The 21588-nt window shown below is 31.2% G+C and carries 15 protein-coding genes; 9 read left to right on the plus strand and 6 right to left on the minus strand.

Annotated elements, in window-relative coordinates:
• Window positions 1-335 precede the first annotated feature (335 nt).
• Both gdhA and GQS57_RS04275 read right to left on the minus strand, forming a co-directional pair.
• Window positions 336-1673 carry an NADP-specific glutamate dehydrogenase gene (gdhA, locus tag GQS57_RS04270; RefSeq protein ID WP_165731352.1) on the minus strand — a complete coding sequence of 446 codons (1338 nt, stop codon included), beginning with the start codon at window positions 1671-1673 and terminating at the stop codon, window positions 336-338.
• Between the two features lie 176 nt (window positions 1674-1849).
• Window positions 1850-4882: a PEP/pyruvate-binding domain-containing protein gene (locus tag GQS57_RS04275; protein ID WP_165731353.1), complete on the minus strand. Its 3033-nt coding sequence runs from the start codon at window positions 4880-4882 to the stop codon at window positions 1850-1852.
• 134 nt (window positions 4883-5016) lie between these two features.
• On the opposite strand from GQS57_RS04275, the gene pheS reads away from it, so the two are divergent.
• The 8 genes from pheS to GQS57_RS04315 all read left to right on the plus strand — a co-directional run bounded on the left by pheS (window position 5017) and on the right by GQS57_RS04315 (window position 13868).
• The gene (gene pheS, locus GQS57_RS04280) at window positions 5017-6036 is read left to right on the plus strand and encodes a phenylalanine--tRNA ligase subunit alpha (protein ID WP_165731354.1); all 1020 of its coding nucleotides are present in this window, start codon (window positions 5017-5019) and stop codon (window positions 6034-6036) included.
• A gap of 75 nt (window positions 6037-6111) precedes the next feature.
• Window positions 6112-6369, plus strand: a complete 258-nt coding sequence (locus GQS57_RS04285; RefSeq protein ID WP_165731355.1) for a hypothetical protein — start codon at window positions 6112-6114, stop codon at window positions 6367-6369.
• Window positions 6370-6620: 251 nt separating this feature from the next.
• On the plus strand, window positions 6621-7124 hold the full coding sequence (locus tag GQS57_RS04290; RefSeq protein WP_165731356.1) for a GbsR/MarR family transcriptional regulator: 504 nt from the start codon (window positions 6621-6623) through the stop codon (window positions 7122-7124).
• A 13-nt stretch (window positions 7125-7137) separates the two neighbouring features.
• The gene (locus tag GQS57_RS04295; RefSeq protein WP_165731357.1) at window positions 7138-8268 is read left to right on the plus strand and encodes an efflux RND transporter periplasmic adaptor subunit; all 1131 of its coding nucleotides are present in this window, start codon (window positions 7138-7140) and stop codon (window positions 8266-8268) included.
• Window positions 8269-8290: 22 nt separating this feature from the next.
• On the plus strand, window positions 8291-11437 hold the full coding sequence (locus tag GQS57_RS04300) for an efflux RND transporter permease subunit (RefSeq protein WP_165731358.1): 3147 nt from the start codon (window positions 8291-8293) through the stop codon (window positions 11435-11437).
• Window position 11438: 1 nt separating this feature from the next.
• Window positions 11439-12857 carry an efflux transporter outer membrane subunit gene (locus GQS57_RS04305; RefSeq protein WP_165731359.1) on the plus strand — a complete coding sequence of 473 codons (1419 nt, stop codon included), beginning with the start codon at window positions 11439-11441 and terminating at the stop codon, window positions 12855-12857.
• Between the two features lie 9 nt (window positions 12858-12866).
• Complete coding sequence (locus GQS57_RS04310) at window positions 12867-13463, plus strand: TetR/AcrR family transcriptional regulator (protein WP_165731360.1); 597 nt, start codon at window positions 12867-12869, stop codon at window positions 13461-13463.
• Between the two features lie 9 nt (window positions 13464-13472).
• Window positions 13473-13868 carry a hypothetical protein gene (locus tag GQS57_RS04315; protein ID WP_165731361.1) on the plus strand — a complete coding sequence of 132 codons (396 nt, stop codon included), beginning with the start codon at window positions 13473-13475 and terminating at the stop codon, window positions 13866-13868.
• Between the two features lie 1000 nt (window positions 13869-14868).
• Here GQS57_RS04315 and GQS57_RS04320 read toward each other — a convergent pair.
• Entirely contained in the window at window positions 14869-16344 is a 1476-nt protein-coding gene (locus tag GQS57_RS04320) for a Na+/H+ antiporter NhaC family protein (RefSeq protein WP_165731362.1), read from the minus strand.
• An 89-nt stretch (window positions 16345-16433) separates the two neighbouring features.
• On the opposite strand from GQS57_RS04320, the gene GQS57_RS04325 reads away from it, so the two are divergent.
• Window positions 16434-16976, plus strand: coding sequence for a pyridoxamine 5'-phosphate oxidase family protein (locus GQS57_RS04325; protein ID WP_165731363.1), 543 nt, complete (start codon window positions 16434-16436; stop codon window positions 16974-16976).
• Between the two features lie 34 nt (window positions 16977-17010).
• On the opposite strand, the gene GQS57_RS04330 is transcribed toward GQS57_RS04325, so the two are convergent.
• The 3 genes from GQS57_RS04330 to GQS57_RS04340 form a co-directional block, all read right to left on the minus strand.
• The gene (locus tag GQS57_RS04330; RefSeq protein ID WP_165731364.1) at window positions 17011-17601 is read right to left on the minus strand and encodes a 2OG-Fe(II) oxygenase; all 591 of its coding nucleotides are present in this window, start codon (window positions 17599-17601) and stop codon (window positions 17011-17013) included.
• A gap of 46 nt (window positions 17602-17647) precedes the next feature.
• Window positions 17648-18082 carry a TerB family tellurite resistance protein gene (locus tag GQS57_RS04335; protein WP_165731365.1) on the minus strand — a complete coding sequence of 145 codons (435 nt, stop codon included), beginning with the start codon at window positions 18080-18082 and terminating at the stop codon, window positions 17648-17650.
• A gap of 127 nt (window positions 18083-18209) precedes the next feature.
• Window positions 18210-21518, minus strand: a complete 3309-nt coding sequence (locus GQS57_RS04340; RefSeq protein ID WP_165731366.1) for a S8 family serine peptidase — start codon at window positions 21516-21518, stop codon at window positions 18210-18212.
• Window positions 21519-21588: the final 70 nt, after the last annotated feature.

A 21588-nucleotide genomic window follows, 5' to 3' on the forward strand; every position in this document is an offset into this window, starting at 1 on the left:
GATAACAAATATAAGTTATATTTAAGTTTTAGTAAAACTTAAGAGAATCAAACTTACGAATCTAACTTGGTTGAAATTAAAACTATTAGCCTTTAAAAAAAATTATTTAATCTTTATAAACCCTCATATTATCCCTTTATTTTACTGCTTTTACTACTTTATAAATTCATTTTAAAAGACAAACATTACTGAGTTAAAATCTGTAAAAACCCAGCTCTTTTACATTTTATAATTCTCTTACATTCAATAGCATACATAAAATATTATTTCTGCAAAAAGCAAAAAAAAAACGCATCAATAAAATTGATGCGCTTTAGTATTTAATTTATTTATTTTTATACAACTCCTAAATCTAACATAGAATCTGCTACTTTAATAAAACCAGCAATATTTGCTCCTTTTACATAATTTACATAGCCATCTTCTTCTGTTCCGTATATTAAACAAGCTGTATGAATTGAATGCATTATTTGATGTAATTTTTCATCTACTTCATCTTTAGTCCAGTTTAGTTTCATTGCATTTTGAGACATTTCTAAACCAGAAACTCCAACTCCACCAGCATTTACTGCTTTACCAGGTGCGTATAAAATTTTAGCATCATGAAATGCATGAACAGCTTCTGGAGTACAACCCATATTAGAAACTTCTGCAACATATTGCACGCCATTTGCAACTAATTTTAAGGCATCTTCTCCATTTAATTCATTTTGAGTAGCACAAGGCATTGCAATATCACATTTTACACCCCATGGCTTTTCATTAGGATAAAACTTTGCTTCTGGAAACTCAATTGCATACGGAGAAACAATATCATTATTAGATGCTCTTAACTGTAATAAGTAACTAATTTTATCATCATCTAACCCTTTTTCATCGTAAATATATCCATCAGGACCAGAAATTGTAACTACTTTTCCGCCTAATTCTGTAATTTTTAAAGCCACACCCCACGTTACGTTTCCAAAACCAGAAAGCGCTACTGTTTTACCTTTAAAATTATCATTTTTAGTTTCTAATATTTCTTTTGTAAAGTAAACTCCACCAAAACCTGTTGCTTCTGGTCTTATTAAGCTTCCTCCCCAGTTTAAACCTTTTCCTGTAAAAACACCTGTATGTTCTTGTTGTAATTTTTTATACATACCATACATAAACCCAATTTCTCTACCACCTGTCCCAATATCTCCAGCTGGTACATCTGTACTTGGTCCAATCATTCTCCATAACTCTAGCATAAATGCTTGGCAAAAACGCATAATTTCGGTATCCGATTTTCCTTTTGGATTAAAGTCAGAACCACCTTTTCCACCTCCCATTGGTAGTGTTGTTAAGGCATTTTTAAATATTTGCTCGAATCCTAAAAACTTTAAAATACTTAAATTTACACTTGGGTGTAAGCGAATACCTCCTTTGTATGGACCTATGGCATTGTTAAATTGCACTCTATGCCCAATATTTACCTGAACCTGTCCTGCATCATCAATCCAAGAAATTCTAAAGGTTAAAATTCTATCTGGTTCTACTAAACGTTCAATAATTTTAGCGGCTTCGTATTGTGGATTTTCATTATAAATTGTCTCAATAGACTCTAAAACCTCTTTAACAGCCTGTAAATATTCTTTTTCACCAGGGTGTTTTGTTTCCAAATTTGTTAAAATTTCTTTTACATTCATAATGGTATAATTAGTAATTTTTATTGAATAACTTATACTTCAAAAATACATTTTAAAATTGATTTTAAAATAAAATTTTCAGCATGTTTTTTGATAATTAACAATATTTTATCTCTTTTCTAAGAATTTGAATATTAATTCATTTATTTGAAGTGTTTTTTTATAAAATATACATTTTACATAAATCCTTCTGGAGGCAATTCTTCAAATGATTCTTCTATATTTGAAGTACTGTTTTCCAAAGAGATACCTTCTTTAAAAATAGCTGCTTTATTATTTTCACCATCAATAATAACAGTAAGGTCATTTTTAAAAGAAATATGCCTTAAAAAAGAATCTTCAAAATCTGCTTCTTGTTCATTTAAGTAATCTACATCAAAAAAGCCATCTTTTATAAACGGATTGATGGTTAAATACCCTACTTTAAAAGAGGTTAAATTTTGAAAAAAATGAGTCCCTTGACTCGGGTCTATTCTAAAATCATTTAAACCAGATTCTACTATTATTTTTGCAGCTGAAATTTGAGACCAAAGCACCGGAATTCCTAACCAAGAATCACTTGAACCCCAACGTCCAGGACCCACCAAAATATAAGGCTTGTCTAGTGCTACAAATTTTTTATTAATTTCTTCAACGGCACTTGCAATATCTCTTGTATTTGCCGAATTAAACGTTTCTGGCTTTACATAAACTACATCACAAATGTTTTCATATTTACCATTTCCTAAAGCAGATTCAGAATAAATGATAGTTTCAGAAATATCTAAATTTTCAGGTAATTTACTTACGGTTTCCATACTTTCTATAATGGGCCTTATCTGCAAAAAGCTAAATTCTTTTGGTTTACCTGCAGGAACATCTAACTTTACAGCAAATTCTATTTCTATAGGGCTTCTCATTTCTCGTTGCCCAACACGTAAGAGTTCTTGTAAAATTTCTGGCAACGGAAATGTATTGTATTTTAAAATATTATCAAACGTAATTACACGAATACCATCATGCATTACACCAGGTCTAATCATATTATTTTGTAAATCGTAGGTAGATGCTACAAACTTTAAAGACCCGTGATTTTCTGCTTTTCTAATCGTTACCTTCTTTTTATTGATGGCTTCACAAGTGGAAACTTTATAACTATCCGGATTCAAATCTAAACCATAAAAATACTGTTGCGTTTCTCTTTGTGTGGAGCCGGGAGAAGATAGTTGTAATATTTTTTTGGGATAAGATGGTGAAAAACGTAATGTTTGTCCGCCACCCACAATTATTTCCCCTAAACCTAGAGCAATATTTGCAATTCCTTCACTTGCCTTTTCATCTCCAATGGGATAAAAATTAATAGAACGTGCTACTCCAGAAATATTTGGATAATATACATCTTGATATGGCTTACCTATAACTTCTTGTAAAATTACAGCCATTTTATCTTCTTCTATAGTATGTGATATTGCTTTTAAATACAATTTACTGTTTTCAAAAAAAGCAGATGCTATAACAGATTTAATTGCATTAGCAACCATTTCAACTTTTTTGTTTATTTCAGAATTCGGAATCATGTAGGTTGCAAAAACACCTGCAAAAGGCTGATAATTTGAGTCCTCTAACATACTTGAGGAACGCACTGCAATAGGACAAGTAGTGGTTTTTAAAAATGCTCTAATATCTTCTAAAGCCCATTCTGGTAAATCTTTAGAAATAAATTCGTGTAATATTTTATCATCATCTGTACATTTTGCTGCAAACTTTATTAGTTTATGGGTTTCTATAAACTGATCAAAAACCTCTGTACTTATTACAACAGTTCTTGGTATGGTAATGCTTACGTTTTTATATTTGTTATATAAATTATTCCGTTTTAAAAAGGAATCTATAAAAGCCAAACCTCTTGCTTTGCCTCCTAAAGCACCTTCACCAATTCGTGCATAACCAACAAACTCGTCGTATTTATCTTTATTAAACTTTACAATTACACCTCTAGATCTATAAACTAAATATGCCTTAATAGAATTAAGTAAGAAATCTCTTATTTGACCATTGTTTTCAAATTCATCATATTCTATAACACTCAATAAATCTGCTAAAGGAAACAGCGCTCTAGATTTTAACCATTTAGAAAACTCACTTCTTTTTGCATGATACATCAAACAATCTTCAGAAACATTCTTTATAGCTCTTTGAAATTCACCTAAATCTTTGGCTGTTGCTAAAACTTTCATTTGAGTAGGATCCCAAAACTCGAAATCTCCAAAAGCAAAGTATTTTATAATATAATTTTTAATATCAACACCTAAAGTTTCTGAATGTTTATATAAAAATTTACCTTTCAATTCTAACGTTCGCCTCTCATTATTTTCATTAGATGATTGCATTAAAAAAGGAAAATAACGTTTGTATTTTCTTACATAATCTAATAATAAAAAACCTGCTTCTTTGTTTCTAACTCCGTCTTTAAAGTAATTAACATCAGATATTACACCTAGTAAATTTTCTTTGTAGGTATCAAACAAATCAATACCTTCCTCAAAAGTAGTGGCTAATAAAATTTTTGGTCTCCCTCGCATTAACAGCATTTTTCTATGCTCGTTTAATCCTTCAGACATTAACCCTTGCGTTTGTTTAAGGAGAATTTTATAAATAAGCGGAATATATCTAGAATAAAACTTCAGTGAATCTTCTACCAATAAAATAGCTTTAACACCAATCGTATTAATATCCGTTTCTGCATTCATTCTATCTTCGGTTAACTTAATAATTGCCAAAAATATGTCTGCATTACCATTCCAATGAAAAACAAAATCTATACTATCTGTATTTTCTTTTTGTAGCTTACTTCTCAATTGAGAAGAATGATGACTTAAAGCTGCAATAGGAACATCAGGAAAAGCTTCTTTAATTTTTTTTGATGTTTCAAAAGCATTATAATTACCAATATCTAACCAAGTAATAACAATGTCTATTTGATGAGTCTCCATCATTTTAATTGCTCTCTTTGCAGAATTTGCATGAATAAAATTTGGTGGATGCCTTAGGTTTAAAGAAGTGTATTCATTAAAAATTCGTTCTTCAATTCTACCATCTTCCTCAAGCATATAAAAATCGTAGTTAGAACAAACTATTAATACCTTATTAATCCTATTTTGCATTAATTTATCAAAAGTTACCTCTTTAAATGCATATGTTTTTAAATTAGATAAGATATTTTCTTTCATTATTATGCTGTTTTATATAATTTACAATATATTAATTTTCTAGTTTAGAACATTAATATATTACAAGTATTCAGCCAAAAATTAGATTCAACAAAAATAAAAATGTGTAAATTCGCGACCTAATTTAGTATGTAATGTTAGATAAAGTAAAAGAACTGATTGGTGATGTAAAGTCATTTAACGCAACCACAAAAGAAGAAGTTGAAACTTTTAGAATTAAATACCTAGGTAGCAAAGGCTTACTTAAGGATTTATTTGCTGAATTTAAAAATGTAGACGCAGAATTGCGTAAAGATTTTGGACAAGCATTAAATAATTTAAAAAAATCTGCAGAAGGAAAAGTTGCCGAGTTAAGCGAGTCTTTAGACAGTGCTAAGAGTAATAAATCTTTTTATGGAGACTTATCACGCCCTTCAGAGCCTATTAATTTGGGTTCTCGTCATCCAATTTCATTGGTAAGAAACCAAATTATTGATGTTTTTAATAGAATTGGTTTTACCGTTTCTGAAGGTCCAGAAATAGAAGATGACTGGCACAACTTTACAGCTTTAAACTTGCCAGAATATCACCCGGCAAGAGACATGCAAGACACGTTTTTTATAGAACAAGATCCAGATATTTTACTACGTACACATACATCTTCTGTACAGGTACGATATATGGAAGAAAATAAACCACCGATAAGAACAATTTCTCCAGGTAGAGTTTTTAGAAATGAAGATATTTCTGCAAGAGCACATTGTATTTTTCATCAAGTAGAAGGTTTGTATATTGATACAGATGTTTCTTTTGCCGATTTAAAACAAACCCTTTTGTACTTTACAAAAGAGATGTTTGGTAAATCTAAAATACGTTTGCGTCCTTCTTATTTCCCTTTTACAGAGCCAAGTGCAGAGGTAGATATTTATTGGGGATTAGAAACAGAAACAGATTATAAAATTACAAAAGGTACCGGTTGGTTAGAAATTATGGGATGCGGAATGGTAGACCCTAATGTATTGAAAAATGCAAACATAGATCCAACAAAATATTCTGGTTATGCTTTTGGAATGGGAATAGAACGTATTGCCATGTTGTTATACCAAATTCCTGATATTAGAATGTTTTATGAAAACGATAAACGTTTCTTAGAACAGTTTAAATCTGTTTTATAAAACCTAACAAGGAAAGAGTTAACAAGTTTGTATAATCGGTATTGTGAATTTTAATAGTAAAAAATAATTTAGATAATGAAATACTTTACACAATTTTGGGACGAAGAAAGAGATGATGAATATGCAGATTGGGGAACCTCAACTTGGTATTTTGAAACCAATGATGCAGACGAAGTTTTAAAACAAATTACGGTTTACAAAAACGAAAAAGTTACTAAATATAATGAAGATCATCTAGAAGATGAGTTTGGTGGTTTGTGCGAAGGCACATTAACCATAGATGAATGTGATGGAGATGCAATCTCTAAAGAAGAGTTTTATAAACTTTGGTAATTCTATAGTTACAAAAGAAAAATTTTTAAAAAAGCTTATTATCTAGACCTTTATCCGCTTTTAGCGGATAATAAACACATTCCAAACTTACATATTACAAAATTTAAAGCCGATATAACTATCGGCTTTTTCCTTTAACAAAAAATTAACTTCGTTAAGTTCGGTTTGTTCCGAACTAAAAATATATCTTTGCAAAGAATTTGACTAAAAATGAATAATTGAACTTCAAAAACAGTCTTAAAGCAAATAAAATGAAAGAAGAAATCTGTAAAATAAAAATGGACTTGGTTGAAAAACTAGGTGTGCATTTAGAAGACAGAGAACAATTAGCTCCAGTTGCAGCTCGTATTTTAGCTTACATCATCTTAACAGGTAAAAAAGGAGTCACTTTTGAAGATATGGTCACCATACTTTGTGCAAGTAAAAGCACCATTTCTACACACCTTAATCATTTACAAGATTTACATAAAATAGTGTATTTCACAAAAACAGGTGATCGTAAAAAATATTTTATCATTAATAAAGGAATGGTTCTTCAGCATATAGATAGTATGATAGATAAATGGAAAGAAGAGCGTGAAATGCATCTAGAAATAAAAAATTACAAAGAAACTATAAACAAGAATAAAATTGAAAATAAGGAAGAAAAGTTCGATCTAAATTTTCACGATGATTATATAAAATTTATAGACGGAGCAACAACCTCTGTAGAAGAATTAAAAACTAAAATAGCCAACCATAAATTCGATATTTAAACCAAGACAAAAAATGAAACATTATAAATTATTATCATTACTATCACTAGGAGTATTTTTAGTAGTTGCAAGTTGCACCAACAAAGAGCAACCAGCCGCAGCAGCACAAGGTCCTGCACCTTCTTTTCCTGTAGTTACCATGCAACCTAAAACAGTTACAAGTTTTAATGAATACCCAACAAGTTTAGAAGGAGTTGTAAACAGTGCTGTTAGAGCAAAAGTATCTGGATACATACAAAAAGTAATGGTAGACGAAGGTCAGAAAGTACGTAAAGGCCAAGTTTTATTTAGACTAGAGACACAATCTTTAAGTCAAGATGCTGGTGCAGCAAAAGCGCGTATTAATGTTGCACAAGTAGAAGTGAACAAATTAGTACCGTTAGTAGAAAAAAACATTATTAGTTCGGTTCAATTAGAAACTGCGAAAGCAAATTTAGCACAAGCCAAAGCTAACTATAGTAGTGTTTCTGCAAGTATCGCTTATGGAACTATTAGAAGTCAAGTAGATGGTTATGTAGGTGCTATTAATTATAGAGAAGGCGCATTGGTGAGTCCAGCAGATCCAACTCCATTAACAACAGTGAGTGATATTAGTAAAGTATATGCCTTTTTTAGTTTAAACGAAAGTGAATATTTAGACTTTTTACAAAATGCAGAAGGTAAAAACTTAGAAGAAAAATTGGCAAATTATGCTGAAATCAATTTGGTATTGGCAAACGGAAGCACGTATGCAGAAAAAGGTAAAATAGAAACAAGTACAGGACAAGTAAATAAAAATACAGGTACTGTTAGTTTAAGAGCTGTTTTTAACAATCCTAACCAACTATTAACCAATGGAAATAGTGGTAAAATTCAAATTCCAACTGTTTTCGAAAATGCAATTGTTGTTCCACAACAAGCAACTTATGAACAACAAGGAAATATTATGTTGTTTAAAGTAGGAGAAGGTAACAAAGCAGAAACTTCAATTATTAAAGTAAAAGCAGCAGTAGGCAATTTATATGTAGTTGAATCTGGAATCAATTTAAAAGATAAGATTGTAGTATCTGGAGTTGGTAAATTAAGAAGTGGTACCGTTATTACACCACAAGACACTCCTTTTGATGACGCTATTAAACCTGTAGAAACTTTATTTAAAAACTAGCAAACCATAAACTTATTTAGTTATGTTAAAAACATTTATTGAAAGACCCGTTCTTTCAACCGTAATTTCTATTATCATTGTTTTGCTTGGAATTATAAGCGTTACAAGCCTACCAATAGAAGAATACCCAGATATTGCTCCACCAACCATAAAGGTAATTGCCTCTTATGCCGGAGCCAACGCAGAAACAGTTTTAGAAAGTGTAATTGTACCTATTGAAGAGCAAATTAATGGTGTAGAAGGTATGACGTACATTACCTCTACTGCATCTAACACAGGTACAGCAGAAATAACTGTTTATTTTAATCAAGAAATAGATGCAGATATTGCTGCAGTAAACGTTCAAAACCGTGTAGCTAGAGCAACACCATTGTTACCTGCAGAGGTTGTACAAACAGGTGTAACTACTCAAAAGCAAGAAACAAGTGCTTTAATGTTTATTTCTATGTATTCTGAAAGCGACAATTACGACGCTACTTTTATTCAGAATTATTTAAAAATAAACGTAATTCCTGCTATTCAGCGTATTAGTGGTGTTGGAGATGTTAGTGTATTCTCTCAACAAGATTATGCTATGAGAATCTGGTTAAAACCAGAAAAATTAGCAGCTTATAATTTAATCCCTTCAGATATTACAGCAGCCTTAGCAGAACAAAATTTAGAAGCAGCTGCAGGTTCTTTAGGTGAAAATAGTGGAGAATCATTTTCATATACATTAACCTATAGTGGTCGTTTTAAAGAAGAAAAACAATATGGAGATGTTATTATAAAAGCATTAGGAAACGGACAATTTCTTCGTTTAAACGATGTTGCAGAAATTGAATTAGACGCACAATCTTATGCGTCTAACGCAATGAGTAAAGGAAATCCTGCAGTTTTTATGGGGATTTTTCAAACAAAAGGTTCTAATGCAAAAGTAATTATTGAAAACATTAAAGAAACCTTAGAAGAGGCAAAAAAAGACTTACCAGAAGGATTAGATGTTTTTGTACCTTACGATACGAGTTTATTTTTAAATGCATCTATAGAAAAAGTAATCAGTACTTTATTAGAAGCCTTTTTATTGGTGTTCTTAGTGGTATTTATCTTCTTGCAAGATTTTAGATCTACCTTAATTCCAGCGATAGCTGTACCAGTTTCTATTATTGGTACCTTCTTTTTCTTGAATGTTTTTGGATACTCAATTAACTTATTAACACTATTTGCATTAGTACTTGCAATTGGTATTGTGGTAGATGATGCCATTGTGGTTGTAGAAGCCGTACATGCCAAATTAGATGAAGGAGAAAAGAGTGCTAAAAAAGCAACTTTAACTGCCATGAATGAAATTTCTGGAGCTATTATATCTATTACTTTAGTAATGGCAGCTGTATTTATTCCAGTAACTTTTATCTCTGGACCAACAGGTGTTTTTTATGAGCAATTTGGAGTTACATTAATTATTGCAATCCTTATTTCTGCAGTAAACGCATTAACTTTAAGTCCGGCATTATGTGCTTTACTATTAAAACCACATAAAGAAGATGAAGAAATAAAAGGAAAAAGTCCTTTAAAGCGTTTTTACACGCTGTTTAATAGAGGATTTAACGCAACTATTGATAGATATGGTAAATCACTACATTTCTTATATAAGAGAAAATGGGTATCTGGTTTATTATTAGTCTTAGCTATTGTTGGAATTTTTTGGGCATCAGAACAAACACCAACCGGTTTTGTACCTAATGAAGATAGAGGAATTCTTTTTGCAAATATTGAGTTACCAGCAGGTGCTTCTTTAGATAGAACAAACGCAGTAGCTAAAGATTTGTATAGTAAAATTAAAGATATAGATGGTGTTGTTGCCGTAAACTTTATTAAAGGTAGAAGTTTAATTAGTGGAGCTGGTAGTAATTACGGTTTTGGTATTATAAAATTAGCAGATTGGGGAGAACGTGAAGATCCTTCTACTTCTGTACAAGCAATTACAGGTAAATTATTCGGAATTGCAGCTACCATCCCAGAAGCAAATATTATTTTCTTCTCGCCACCAAGTATTAGAGGTTTTGGTAACTCTGCAGGTTTTGAGGTAAATTTACTAGATAAATTTGGAGGTGAATTTAAAGACTTAGACAAAGCAAATAAAGAATTTGCAATGGCTTTAATGAGTCATCCAGAAATTAAATATGCACAATCTTCTTTCAGTACAAATTATCCACAATATGAAATGGAAATTAATGTGCCTTTAGCAAAAGAAAAAGGAGTGCCTATTAATAGTATTTTCTCAACATTACAAGGTTATATTGGAGGTATATATGCTTCGGATTTCTCAAAATTCGGAAAACAATTTAGAGTATATATTCAAGCTTTACCAGATGATAGAGCAACCGTAGATGATTTAAATAGCATGTATGTTAGAACAAACTCTGGTGAAATGACACCAATTACACAGTTTGTAAAATTAGAACGTGTATATGGACCACAATCGGTAACGCGTTTCAACTTATTTAATTCTACGACCCTAACAGGTGCTACAAACGAAGGTTATAGTACTGGAGACGCCATTAGAGTTATTGAAGAAGAAGTTGCAAAGTTACCAAGTAACTACACCATTGCATATTCTGGTTTAACAAGAGAAGAAGTAAGTGCTGGGAGCCAAACTATATTTATTTTTGCATTGAGTATTTTATTCGTGTATTTCTTATTAAGTGCACAATATGAAAGTTATTTATTACCATTTGCAGTAGTATTATCACTTCCTTTTGGTGTATTCGGAGCCTATATAAGTACCTGGTTTTTTGGATTAGAAAACAACATTTATTTCCAAATTGCTTTAATCATGCTGATTGGTCTACTCGCCAAGAACGCCATATTAATTGTGGAGTTTGCGCTACAAAGACGTAAAAATGGAGAAAGTATTTCTGATGCAGCTATACATGGAGCAAAATCTCGTTTACGTCCTATTTTAATGACCTCATTTGCCTTTATACTTGGTTTAATGCCATTAGTATTAGCAAAAGGAGTTGGGTCTGAAGGAAACAATTCTATCGGTACAGGTGCCGTTGGAGGGATGTTGATAGGAACCATTTTAGGAGTCTTTGTAATTCCGATACTATTTATATTATTTCAATGGTTACAAGAAAAAGTTTCTAGTAAACCAGCAGTTATTTCTGAACAAAATGAAGAAGCATAAGATGATATCAATTATAAAAAAAAGAAACCTTCAAAAAGGAGTCGTTATAGCTGTTATGGCTTTAACGTTACAAAGTTGTTTTGTTGCTAAAGAGTACACAAGACCAGAAGTTACAGAAACAGAAAACTTGTACAGAACAGATAATTTGCCATCAGATAGTATATCTATGGCAGATGTATCTTGGAAAACATTGTTTACAGATACCTATTTGCAACAATATATAGAAGAAGGCTTGCAAAACAATATGGACATTCGTATTGCTATTCAACAAATAGTTGCAGCAGAAGCATATGCTAAACAAGGAAAATCTGGTTATTTACCTTCTTTAAGTGTTGGTCCTAATCTTACACATCAAGAATTATCTAAAAACACCCAATTTGGGGCGTTTTTAACAGATACTTCTACAGATCAATGGGATATTACTGCATCACTTTCTTGGGAAGCAGATATTTGGGGAAAAATACGAAGCAATAAACGTGCAACGCAAGCAACCTATTTACAAAGTGTTGCCGGTCATCAAGCTGTAAAAACACAATTGATTTCTAGTATTGCAGCTACTTATTACAGTATTTTAGCTTTAGATGCGCAGTTAGAAATTACCAAAACATCTATTAAAACAAGAGAAAAAGGGGTAGAAACCATTAAATCTTTAAAAGAAGCAGGATTAACAAATCAGGTTGCAGTAGATCAAAATATTGCACAATACAACAATGCGAAAGCATTAGAAGTAGATTTAGAAGTTGCACTATTTAGAGCAGAAAATACATTAAGTATTTTATTAGGTAAAACACCTCAAGAAGTAGAAAGAAGTAGTTTAGAAGACCAAACTATAACCACTGAAATGAAATTAGGTTTTGCTTCAGAATTACTAAGTAACAGACCAGATGTAATTGCTGCTGAATATAACTTAATAAGTGCTTTCGAATTGACAAATGTTGCTAGAAGTAGTTTATATCCTTCTTTAACGTTAACCGCTGCTGGCGGATTGCAAAGTTTAGAATTAGATAAATTATTTAATGCAAACTCTTTATTTGCAAATATAGTTGGTGGTTTAACACAACCTATTTTTAATAAGCGTAAGCTAAAAACGCAAAAAGAAGTTGCTATTGCACAACAAGAACAAGCACTTTTAAATTTTAAAAAGACTTTATTAGTTGCAGGTAACGAAGTTTCAAATGCTTTATACTCATTCAATTCTGAAAATAAAAAGTACGAATTCTTAAAAAATGAAGTGGAAGCTTTGCGTAAAGCAGAGAAAAATTCTGATGAATTATTAAAGAATGGTTATGCTACTTATTTAGACTTATTAACAGCTAGACAAAGTGCCTTAAACTCAGAAATTAAAGTAATTGGTAGTAGATTACAACAATTACAATCTGTTGTAAACTTATACGAAGCTTTGGGTGGTGGTTTAAAATAATAACTTAAAATGGTTAGTAAACAAGAACTTATAGAATGTTCTATTACAAATTTTATCAAGTTTGGAAGCAAGCGTTTTTCTATGAACGAGCTCGCTTCCGAACTTGGTATTTCTAAAAAAACCATTTACAAACACTTTAAAACTAAAGACGAACTCATTTCTAAAGGAGTTCGTTTTATTATTGAAAAATACCTACACGAAATAGATAAAATTGTAAAAACTACAGAAGATCCTATTGAGAAAATAATTTTAATTCAAAAAGTAAATTTTCAATACTTAGACTATTTTCAACCGACTTTTTTATATGGAATTAAAAAATATCATCACAAAGCAGATGCTGTTTTTATTGATTTTAAAGTCAATTTTATAAAAACCAACTTAAAACCTTTACTAGAAGAGGCTATAGAAAAAGAGTATATTTGCAAAAATTTAAATATCAATTTGTTTTGCGATTTGTATTTTACAAAACTAAAAAGCTTAGTTTTTGAACCTACAAATCTTTTTGATAAATACGGTGTAGAAAGTGTTTTTAAACACCTTATTGTTAACAATTTAAAAGGTGTAATTACACCAAATTACAAAGACAAAAACAAATTATTTTCTTGATTATTTTTTATGAAAAAAGACATTCAAATACCAGAAGTTACCGATGTAGAAATGGCAATCGCTTATGAATACAATGATATTTATAAAACCAACGATTGGAATGTGTACATCATCAATAATAAAAATGTTGATTTAGAAATGATGGTAGTTGTTACACAAGGTTTTTCTGAAACTAAAATAACGTCTTTATTCCGTAAAAAATTAGACAAACTTCCAGCAAATTCTTTTGCTAAAATTGAATTTATTCAACCAGAGTTGTTCAAATTAAACAATCGTTTTCAGGTTACTTTTTTTGAAGGAAATACGTTGTATGAAAAGACCTTTCTCTTTAAAGAAAACACCATTAAAGAAGGTTCTTTACGTATGATTGATTCCATTAAAAAACGTGGTATTTTAGCTGAGTAAAAAGATATTTCATATATATTTATCAACCTCTTTAAGTTTTAAAATTTAAAGAGGTTTTTTATTTTAATGAAGAGTTCGAAAGACCTTTAAACTTATTACTTCTACGTTAAGAAAAGTATTATTGCATTGATAACAAAAAAGCGAACAATCATTATCAGGTTTCTCATAAGTTTATATTGAGCGTAGTCGAAATACTTAAAAAAGCTCTTTTCGAAATGACAAACTGTGTGGTTATTGAGTGTAATTAGATTCAATTAAACCAGAAAAACTCAAAATTGTCACTTCGACGTCAGGAGAAGTCGCATAACAAGTGATACTATAAAACTCTTAGCAAGACTTACACATTTCTCTTTCGCTAGTGCTCTTTTTTAACGAGTACGTGAAGGATTTTCTTTTGATAACGCTCTTAAAATTAAATAAAATGACAAGCTAAAGTGAGATTTCTCAATCGCTGAAAAGCTCATTTCGAAATGACAAATTGTGTGGTTATTCGTGATATAAATGAAACTATAAAAGTTAATAAAACTTCAAAATTGTCACTTCGACGTTAGGAGAAGCCGCATAACAATTATACCATAAAAATCTTAACAAGACTCACACTTTTCTCTTACGCTAGTGCTCGTTTTTAACGAGTACCGTACAAGATTTTCCTTTATGAAACTTGGTAAAACAAACAAAATGACAAGCTAAATGTGAGATTTTTCATAAGTTTATATTGAGCGTAGTCGAAATACTTAAAAAAGCTCATTTCGAAATGACAGATTGTGTGGTTATTCGTGATATAAATAGTTCTATAAATATTATGAGATTTCTCCCAAAAGGTCGAAACGACAAATTGAGTGCGAAATAACAATCTAATCAAAATTACAGTTTGTTCGCAATTACGCCCGCGTTAGCGATTGCAACGGCATCCTTTTTGTTTTTCGCAAAAAGATATAGTGGAAAGCGCGACCCTTGTGGTAACGCCCAAATTCTTAAAAAGGATCGTTAAAAAACGAATTTATCCTAAAAAACCGATAATCAAATACATTAAAACTGTAATTACACCACCCACTAAGGCATATGGTAATTGCGTTTTTACATGGTCTATATGATCACTGGCAGACGCCATAGAAGATATAATAGAAGTATCTGAAATTGGCGAACAGTGATCTCCAAAAACACCACCTCCTAAAGTTGCAGCAACCACAATAGTTGGATCTGCTCCATGAATGTTTGCCATAGGTATAGAAATTGCCAACATAATAGCAAAAGTTCCCCAAGAGGTTCCGGTAGAAAAAGCAATAAAAGAACTAATGATAAAAACCACAGCCGGTAACAATTCTGGCGACAACCAATCTTTAGTAACATTGGCTACGTAAATTCCGGTTTCTAGTTCCTTACAAGCGTCTCCAATAGCAAATGCCAACAACATTAACAACGCTAATGGCATTAGCTCACTAATTCCTTTTAAAGTTAAATTAACAGCTTCTTTTGGCTTCATAATTCCTTGTATAAAATACATTGCCATGGCAACCAATAAAGCTGTAATTACTGCGTATAATACAGATGATGAACCGGAACCTTCTCCGATTGCTTGTGTAATATGGTCTAAAGTAGTTGTAGACTCTTTTACAGCAGCCCAACCGGTGTAAATTAGGTTTATAGGCATCATACAAACCATGACCAAAAGCGGTACAATCATATTATACGCTTTTGCTTCAATTCCTTCTTTTGGAGGAAATGACGTAATTTCATCAGAAATCATTGGTGTAGAACCTTCGTTCATTAACGCTCCTGTTTCTTTGGTTCTTTTTTCGGCTTTATTCATTGGGCCAAAATCTTTTTTAGATAAGATGATAAAAAACAAAATTCCGATGGCTAAAATTGGATAAAAGTTATATTTAATAGAGGCAATCATCATTGCAAAAGGCTTGTCTATTCCTTGTGTTAGCAACAATCCCATAATAAAAGCTCCCCAAGCATTAAACGGAATTAATATAGATGATGGTGCCGAACTAGAATCTGCTATATAGGCTAGTTTTTCTCTCGGAATTCCTAATTTATCGAAAATGGGTCTGTACAATGTACCTACGGTTAAGGAGCTAATACTCGTTTCTACAAACAGTAATAAACCAGTAAAGGTTGCTAAAATCTGAACCATTACTCTACTATACCCTGTTTTTTTATTTTCTAATATTACTAATTTTCTGTTGATAATATTGATAAACCCTTCTACTCCTCTAGAATATTGAATAAATATTAATAATGCACCCACCAAAGCACTAAACATAATAGTTCTGGTATTTCCTGCAGATTGAAAAACATTTACCATGCCTTCTATCATTGCCAAAGTTCCGGATAACGGATTAAAACCTTCTATGATCAACCAAGAAAACCAAATACCCAATAACAAGGCAATGTACACTTGTTTGGTTTTTAAGGCTAAAATGATTGCCACAATAGGTGGTATTACTGATAAAAATCCATATTCCATAAAAAAGTCTTTAAGTTGCTAAAGGTAGTAATTATTAAACCACATTATCAATCGTTATTTTGTAATTTGGTCAGCTAATAATTACGATTATGTCAAAATTTTATACAAAAATCACTTCTAGGCTTCAAAAGTTTATAGAAGCACAAAAAATATTCTTTGTGGCTACGGCTCCAAATGAAGGACGAATTAATTTATCGCCTAAAGGAATGGATTCTTTTAGAGTGATGAATGAAAACCGTGTTTTGTGGTTAAACGTTACCGGAAGCGGAAATGAAACTGCGGCTCATTTATTAGAAAACGACAGAATTACCATTATGTTTTGTGCCTTTGAAGGTGCACCGAATATTTTACGTTTGTACGGAAAAGGAAAAGAAATTAAAGAAGGAGATGCTTCTTGGAATAATTTAATTACGCTGTTTCCAGAAACACCAGGAACGCGTCAAATCTTTGATATTTCTATAGCATCTGCACAAACTTCTTGCGGAATGTCTATTCCGTTTTACGATTATAAAGGCGAAAGAAATGAATTGAATGATTGGGCCTCAGAACAAGGGAAAGAGGGTATTAAAAAGTATTGGGAAGATAAAAACCAAACAAGTATTGATGGTTTACCTTCCCAAATATTGAAATAATGTTTTGAGTAACTTATAAAAAAGAAAAATATAATTACCCTAATAAAGGGCCTAAACTTGTTGGCTGGTAAAGCAACCAACCCGTTAAACTATACCTGTCTTTAAAAGATTTTAAAACAGCATGTGGTACTTTATCACTTTTAAATAAAACACATCTTTTTGCAATAGGTGCTACTAATTGTAATTTTTTGTTTTTATCTAAAATTTCTAATTGTCCACCATTTTCTGCTTCCCAATTATCATTAAGGTAAATAATCATAGAAATCATTCTATTATTTCTACCTTCAAATTGATCTAAATGTCTTTTATAATAACCTCCAGAAGGATAATGAGCTAAATGAAATTCTTGGCCAGATAAACTTAGATAACAATACCTATTTAACGTACTTTTAGTTTCTTCTAATAAATTCCAAAAACCACTAAGAGCCGCATCTCTGTCTTTATTTAACCAATAGGTTTTATCACCACGAATGTTTCTTTTTATTGTGTGTTGGTTAAGAGAACCAATACCTGCTTTATCAAAAATATCTATTTTTTCAAAAAGGAAGTTTTTAATTTCTTTATAAAGGTTGTTGTCTATAAAATCATCAATAATTACATAATCTTGCTCTGCAAGATCGTCCATCCAGGACAACCACAGCTCTAGGTTGTGAATTGTTTGCAATTAAAAATTAATCCTTGTTCACCAACTTTATTGCCTTAGTAAAATCTTCTAAATCGTTGTTGTTTAGCACTAAATGAATTGCTTCATCACATACTTTTTCTACATTATCATGCGAAAAATGTAAGCGAATTGCTATTTTTCTCATCAATTGAACTTCAACTAATTTTGCTTCTCCGTCCACCAAAATCATTTTAGCTAAACGATACAAACGTTCTATTCTATCTTCGTAACCTACTGGTGCATTTGTTGGGTACTTTTCTGGGTTTGTTAATATAAGAATAGATTCTTCTAATGTTATATTTAAGTTTTTGCCTGCTCTAATTAATAATTCTTTTTCACCTTCAGAAATTTCTCCGTCTGCTTTTGCAATTTTTACAATATTTGCAAAATGTCCTATTTCTTGTTTGTGTTTTCCTGAGGAATATAAATCTAAAATTGCCATTGTGTATGTTTTTTTATAAATGTTAATAATAGGAAATATAAATAAAATTTATTTTACCTTTTAATTAAATAAGATGAAAAAAGCCAAAACAGTTGTTTTGGCTTTTAATTTGATTTTAAAAGTTACCTTATTTTGTAATAATTATCTTTTTAGTTACTTTTTTACTTCCTTGCTCTATACCTAATAAATAAACTCCTGAAGAAAGGTTTTTTGTATCTATTTCTTTAGTAAATACATTTGTAGTAGACTTATTTACAGAAGTGAAGATTTTTCTTCCTTGTAAATCAAATAATGAGATAATTACATCATTACCAATTGCATTATTTAATTTTACATTTAAAATTCCTTTTACTGGGTTTGGCCATAAAGAAACATCATTTAAAGAAAATTCATTTGTTTTTAAAACACCTTCTTGTACTGTAACTGTCTGGTTTGCTAACCATCCCTTTGCATCGTTTGTAACATTAACTTTAAACTGATCTGTAAAAGAAGTTGTCTCAGTATTTGTAAAAGTTATTTTACCACCTGTTATATCTGCTTGGGTAAAAGTATCTCCAGAAACTAATTCGGTTCCTTCTTTTTTAAGAGTCCCTTTTTCTGCTAATTCTACTAAGGTATATATTTGTTGTTCTTCGGTTTCAGAAGCCGTAGAAGCATTCATATCAGTTGCTGTTATTACATAGTTTAAACTTCCATTTAAAACTAAATTTGAAGTAGAAAAAGTAGGAACACTTGTATTTTCTACTGATGAACAAATTGTAATAGAAAAAGCATTAATTTGGCCTCCATTTAATTCTGAGTTGTCTTGTACAACTAATTTCCAGTCTCCAAGTGCATTTTTCCCTAAAAATGGAGCACTCATGTTATTATCAGGTGCTATGGTTCCTGTTATTGCTGGGGCTGAAAATTCACAAAATAATACACCTGCATCATCATCAAAAGTAGTATTACTCATATCTCCCTTATTACCACAAGCATTAGATAAAATAACAACACTAGCACCACCAATACTTTCTGGAGCTTGTAAAGAAAGTGTTAACTCTTGCATACTTGGATGTGTTATATCTACTGTTACCATAACTTTATTAACAAATAAATTGTCTGTAATACTTATAGGAACTATTGCTGTAGCATTTGCAGATGTTTCATCTATACCAGCCGTAGAAAAATCTGTAGCAGTATAAATATTTGTACAATCTGTAACCCCAGTTTGAAAACTAAAAGCAGAAGTATATGCTCCTTCTCCGCATTTATTTGTTGCTTTTACTCTCCAATAATATACAGAATTTGTTTCTAAATTACTTACATCTATTGTTCTGTCTGTAACAACATCTGTATATAAAATAGAACTAAAACTAGGTGAATTGGATAATTCTACCACATAATTTTCTGCATTTAAATTTGTTTTCCACGCTAAAGACACTTTTTTTGCTAACCCTTTCTGTCCGTTTACTGGAAACTCTAACTCCGATGGGTTATTATCAAAATTTTGATGAAGAACAATTAGCCTAATTATTCTTTTTTGAATTTCATTTCCATTATCTCCCTTCACTTCAATATAATAAGAACCTGCTGGAACGTTTGATAAGTTTCCAAAAGTAATATTAAAGCTACCATCTGCACTTAACGATTCTTTAGAAAAAGCTACCGATACACCTTCTGGAGCTCCTGTAGCAGAAAACTGAGTAGTACCTGCAACCGCTTGTCTATATTCAAAATTAAAAACAGCATCTTCATTAGAACAAAATGCTTGTTCAGAAGTATCTGCTACAAAAGTAAATTCACCAGCAACACCCGTTACAATTAAAGAAAAATTTTGAGCCTCTGCCAAAGTTCCTTTGTGAGTAACTGTAATAGTATATTCTCCAGAAGTTGGATTAGTTACATCTACTCTTTCATAAGGATCTACTAAATTATCTCCTTTTTCATTACTACTAACTCCTGTTAATCTCCAAGGCTTATACTCAACACCATCTCTAGTAATTTTAATATCTAAATCGTTTACCAAACTAGCTGTTGCATCATTTACTATTCCTGTACTTACAACACCTGGTTTATCTGTCCAAGAAATAGAAGCTAATAAAGGATTTAAACCATCAGAATTAACAGTTACGGAATAAGAATTTCCATTTGTTAAAACCTCTTCAGAAATCCAAGATTCAAAACCTTTTTTAGTAATGGTTTCTGCAGCAACTTTAGTATTCATTAATCCCCAACCTGTATTTGCATCGGGTCCAACCATATCTGTATCATCTGCAGTATGCAGTGCCAGTCCTTTTAATGTAGCTGCTTTCATAAAGCTACCATAAGTTTCTTTATAATATTGTTGTAACAACAATAAAGAACCTGTTACGTTTGGAGAAGCCATTGAGGTACCAGAAATTGTATTATAAGCATTGTCTGCAGAATCATAAGTAGAATATAAAGAAGATCCATTCCCCATGATATCTGGTTTAATTCTTAAGTCGTCTGTTGGTCCTTGAGAACTACTCGTATTTCTGGTAACAGATAATAAAGCACCGTTAGCATCTATTAATGCATCTTGTCCATTGGCAATAACCAAACTATTTTTTGTAGTAGACCAACTTGTTAACTTATCAAAAGCAGCACCTCCTTCTAATGGAGCTTCATTTGCAGTATTATCATTACCATCATTTCCTGCAGCTACAACCATTAAATAATAAGGCGCATTGTACATTAAGTTATCCCAATTTCTAGAAGTACTAATATAAGCTCCGAAATAATAGGATGGAATTTGGACTTCATTATCATCATCTCTAGCAGCAATACCGTAAGAATGATTAGAAACTAACATTCCATTTGAAGCTGCAAGCGTAGCCTCTGATAAATCATTATTCCAATCATTACCAATACCTTTTGCCTTAGGTGCCATTCCTTTTGCTGCTGGCTCAAAACCAGAAGAAATAATAGTTCCCATAACGTGAGCAGCATGAAAATTTAATTCAGTTGATAAATCTCCTACAGAAAATCTATCATCTCCACCGTCTCCGTCATATTCTTGGTGAGTTGCTCTTGCAATACCTCCATCCCAAACGTAAGCTGTCATTCCCTGACCTTCTACATTTAAACCAAGACCTCCATTATTATGTAAGTAATTGGTTCTTGTAGAAATAGCTGCATCAACATTGTATGTTTTATAATATAAAGGCGTACCTTCTTCCGATACCCTCATTAATTCGTAATAAGATCCTTTAGGATCTTTATACTTTAATTTCCAGCCTTTTTGCGTTGCTAAAAGTGTAGCATTCTTTTTTTCTTCTCTAAATTTTGTAGAAAATTCTTCCTTTAAATTCTCTAATTTTGTTAAATCATAATCTTTAATTATAAATTGTTTTTCTTTAGAATTTTGCCCCACTAAAGAAAAAGAAGCTAAAAATAAAAAAAGAGAAAATTGCTTAAAGTATTTGTATATCATAGGGTTGATTTATGTATTTTGTAAGCAAATATATACTATTATCTTTTTATTCTTAAAATTTAACTTTTAA

This window comes from Polaribacter sp. 20A6 (genome assembly GCF_011378915.1).
Classification (GTDB): Bacteria; Bacteroidota; Bacteroidia; order Flavobacteriales; family Flavobacteriaceae; genus Polaribacter; species Polaribacter sejongensis.

Bases quoted from the DNA above. Each gene is read 5' to 3' on its own strand.
- gdhA (WP_165731352.1), bottom strand. From the start codon at position 1,673: ATGAATGTAAAAGAAATTTTAACAAATTTGGAAACAAAACACCCTGGT.
- GQS57_RS04275 (WP_165731353.1), bottom strand. From the start codon at position 4,882: ATGAAAGAAAATATCTTATCTAATTTAAAAACATATGCATTTAAAGAG.
- pheS (WP_165731354.1), top strand. From the start codon at position 5,017: ATGTTAGATAAAGTAAAAGAACTGATTGGTGATGTAAAGTCATTTAAC.
- GQS57_RS04285 (WP_165731355.1), top strand. From the start codon at position 6,112: ATGAAATACTTTACACAATTTTGGGACGAAGAAAGAGATGATGAATAT.
- GQS57_RS04290 (WP_165731356.1), top strand. From the start codon at position 6,621: ATGAAAGAAGAAATCTGTAAAATAAAAATGGACTTGGTTGAAAAACTA.
- GQS57_RS04295 (WP_165731357.1), top strand. From the start codon at position 7,138: ATGAAACATTATAAATTATTATCATTACTATCACTAGGAGTATTTTTA.
- GQS57_RS04300 (WP_165731358.1), top strand. From the start codon at position 8,291: ATGTTAAAAACATTTATTGAAAGACCCGTTCTTTCAACCGTAATTTCT.
- GQS57_RS04305 (WP_165731359.1), top strand. From the start codon at position 11,439: ATGATATCAATTATAAAAAAAAGAAACCTTCAAAAAGGAGTCGTTATA.
- GQS57_RS04310 (WP_165731360.1), top strand. From the start codon at position 12,867: ATGGTTAGTAAACAAGAACTTATAGAATGTTCTATTACAAATTTTATC.
- GQS57_RS04315 (WP_165731361.1), top strand. From the start codon at position 13,473: ATGAAAAAAGACATTCAAATACCAGAAGTTACCGATGTAGAAATGGCA.
- GQS57_RS04320 (WP_165731362.1), bottom strand. From the start codon at position 16,344: ATGGAATATGGATTTTTATCAGTAATACCACCTATTGTGGCAATCATT.
- GQS57_RS04325 (WP_165731363.1), top strand. From the start codon at position 16,434: ATGTCAAAATTTTATACAAAAATCACTTCTAGGCTTCAAAAGTTTATA.
- GQS57_RS04330 (WP_165731364.1), bottom strand. From the start codon at position 17,601: ATGGACGATCTTGCAGAGCAAGATTATGTAATTATTGATGATTTTATA.
- GQS57_RS04335 (WP_165731365.1), bottom strand. From the start codon at position 18,082: ATGGCAATTTTAGATTTATATTCCTCAGGAAAACACAAACAAGAAATA.
- GQS57_RS04340 (WP_165731366.1), bottom strand. From the start codon at position 21,518: ATGATATACAAATACTTTAAGCAATTTTCTCTTTTTTTATTTTTAGCT.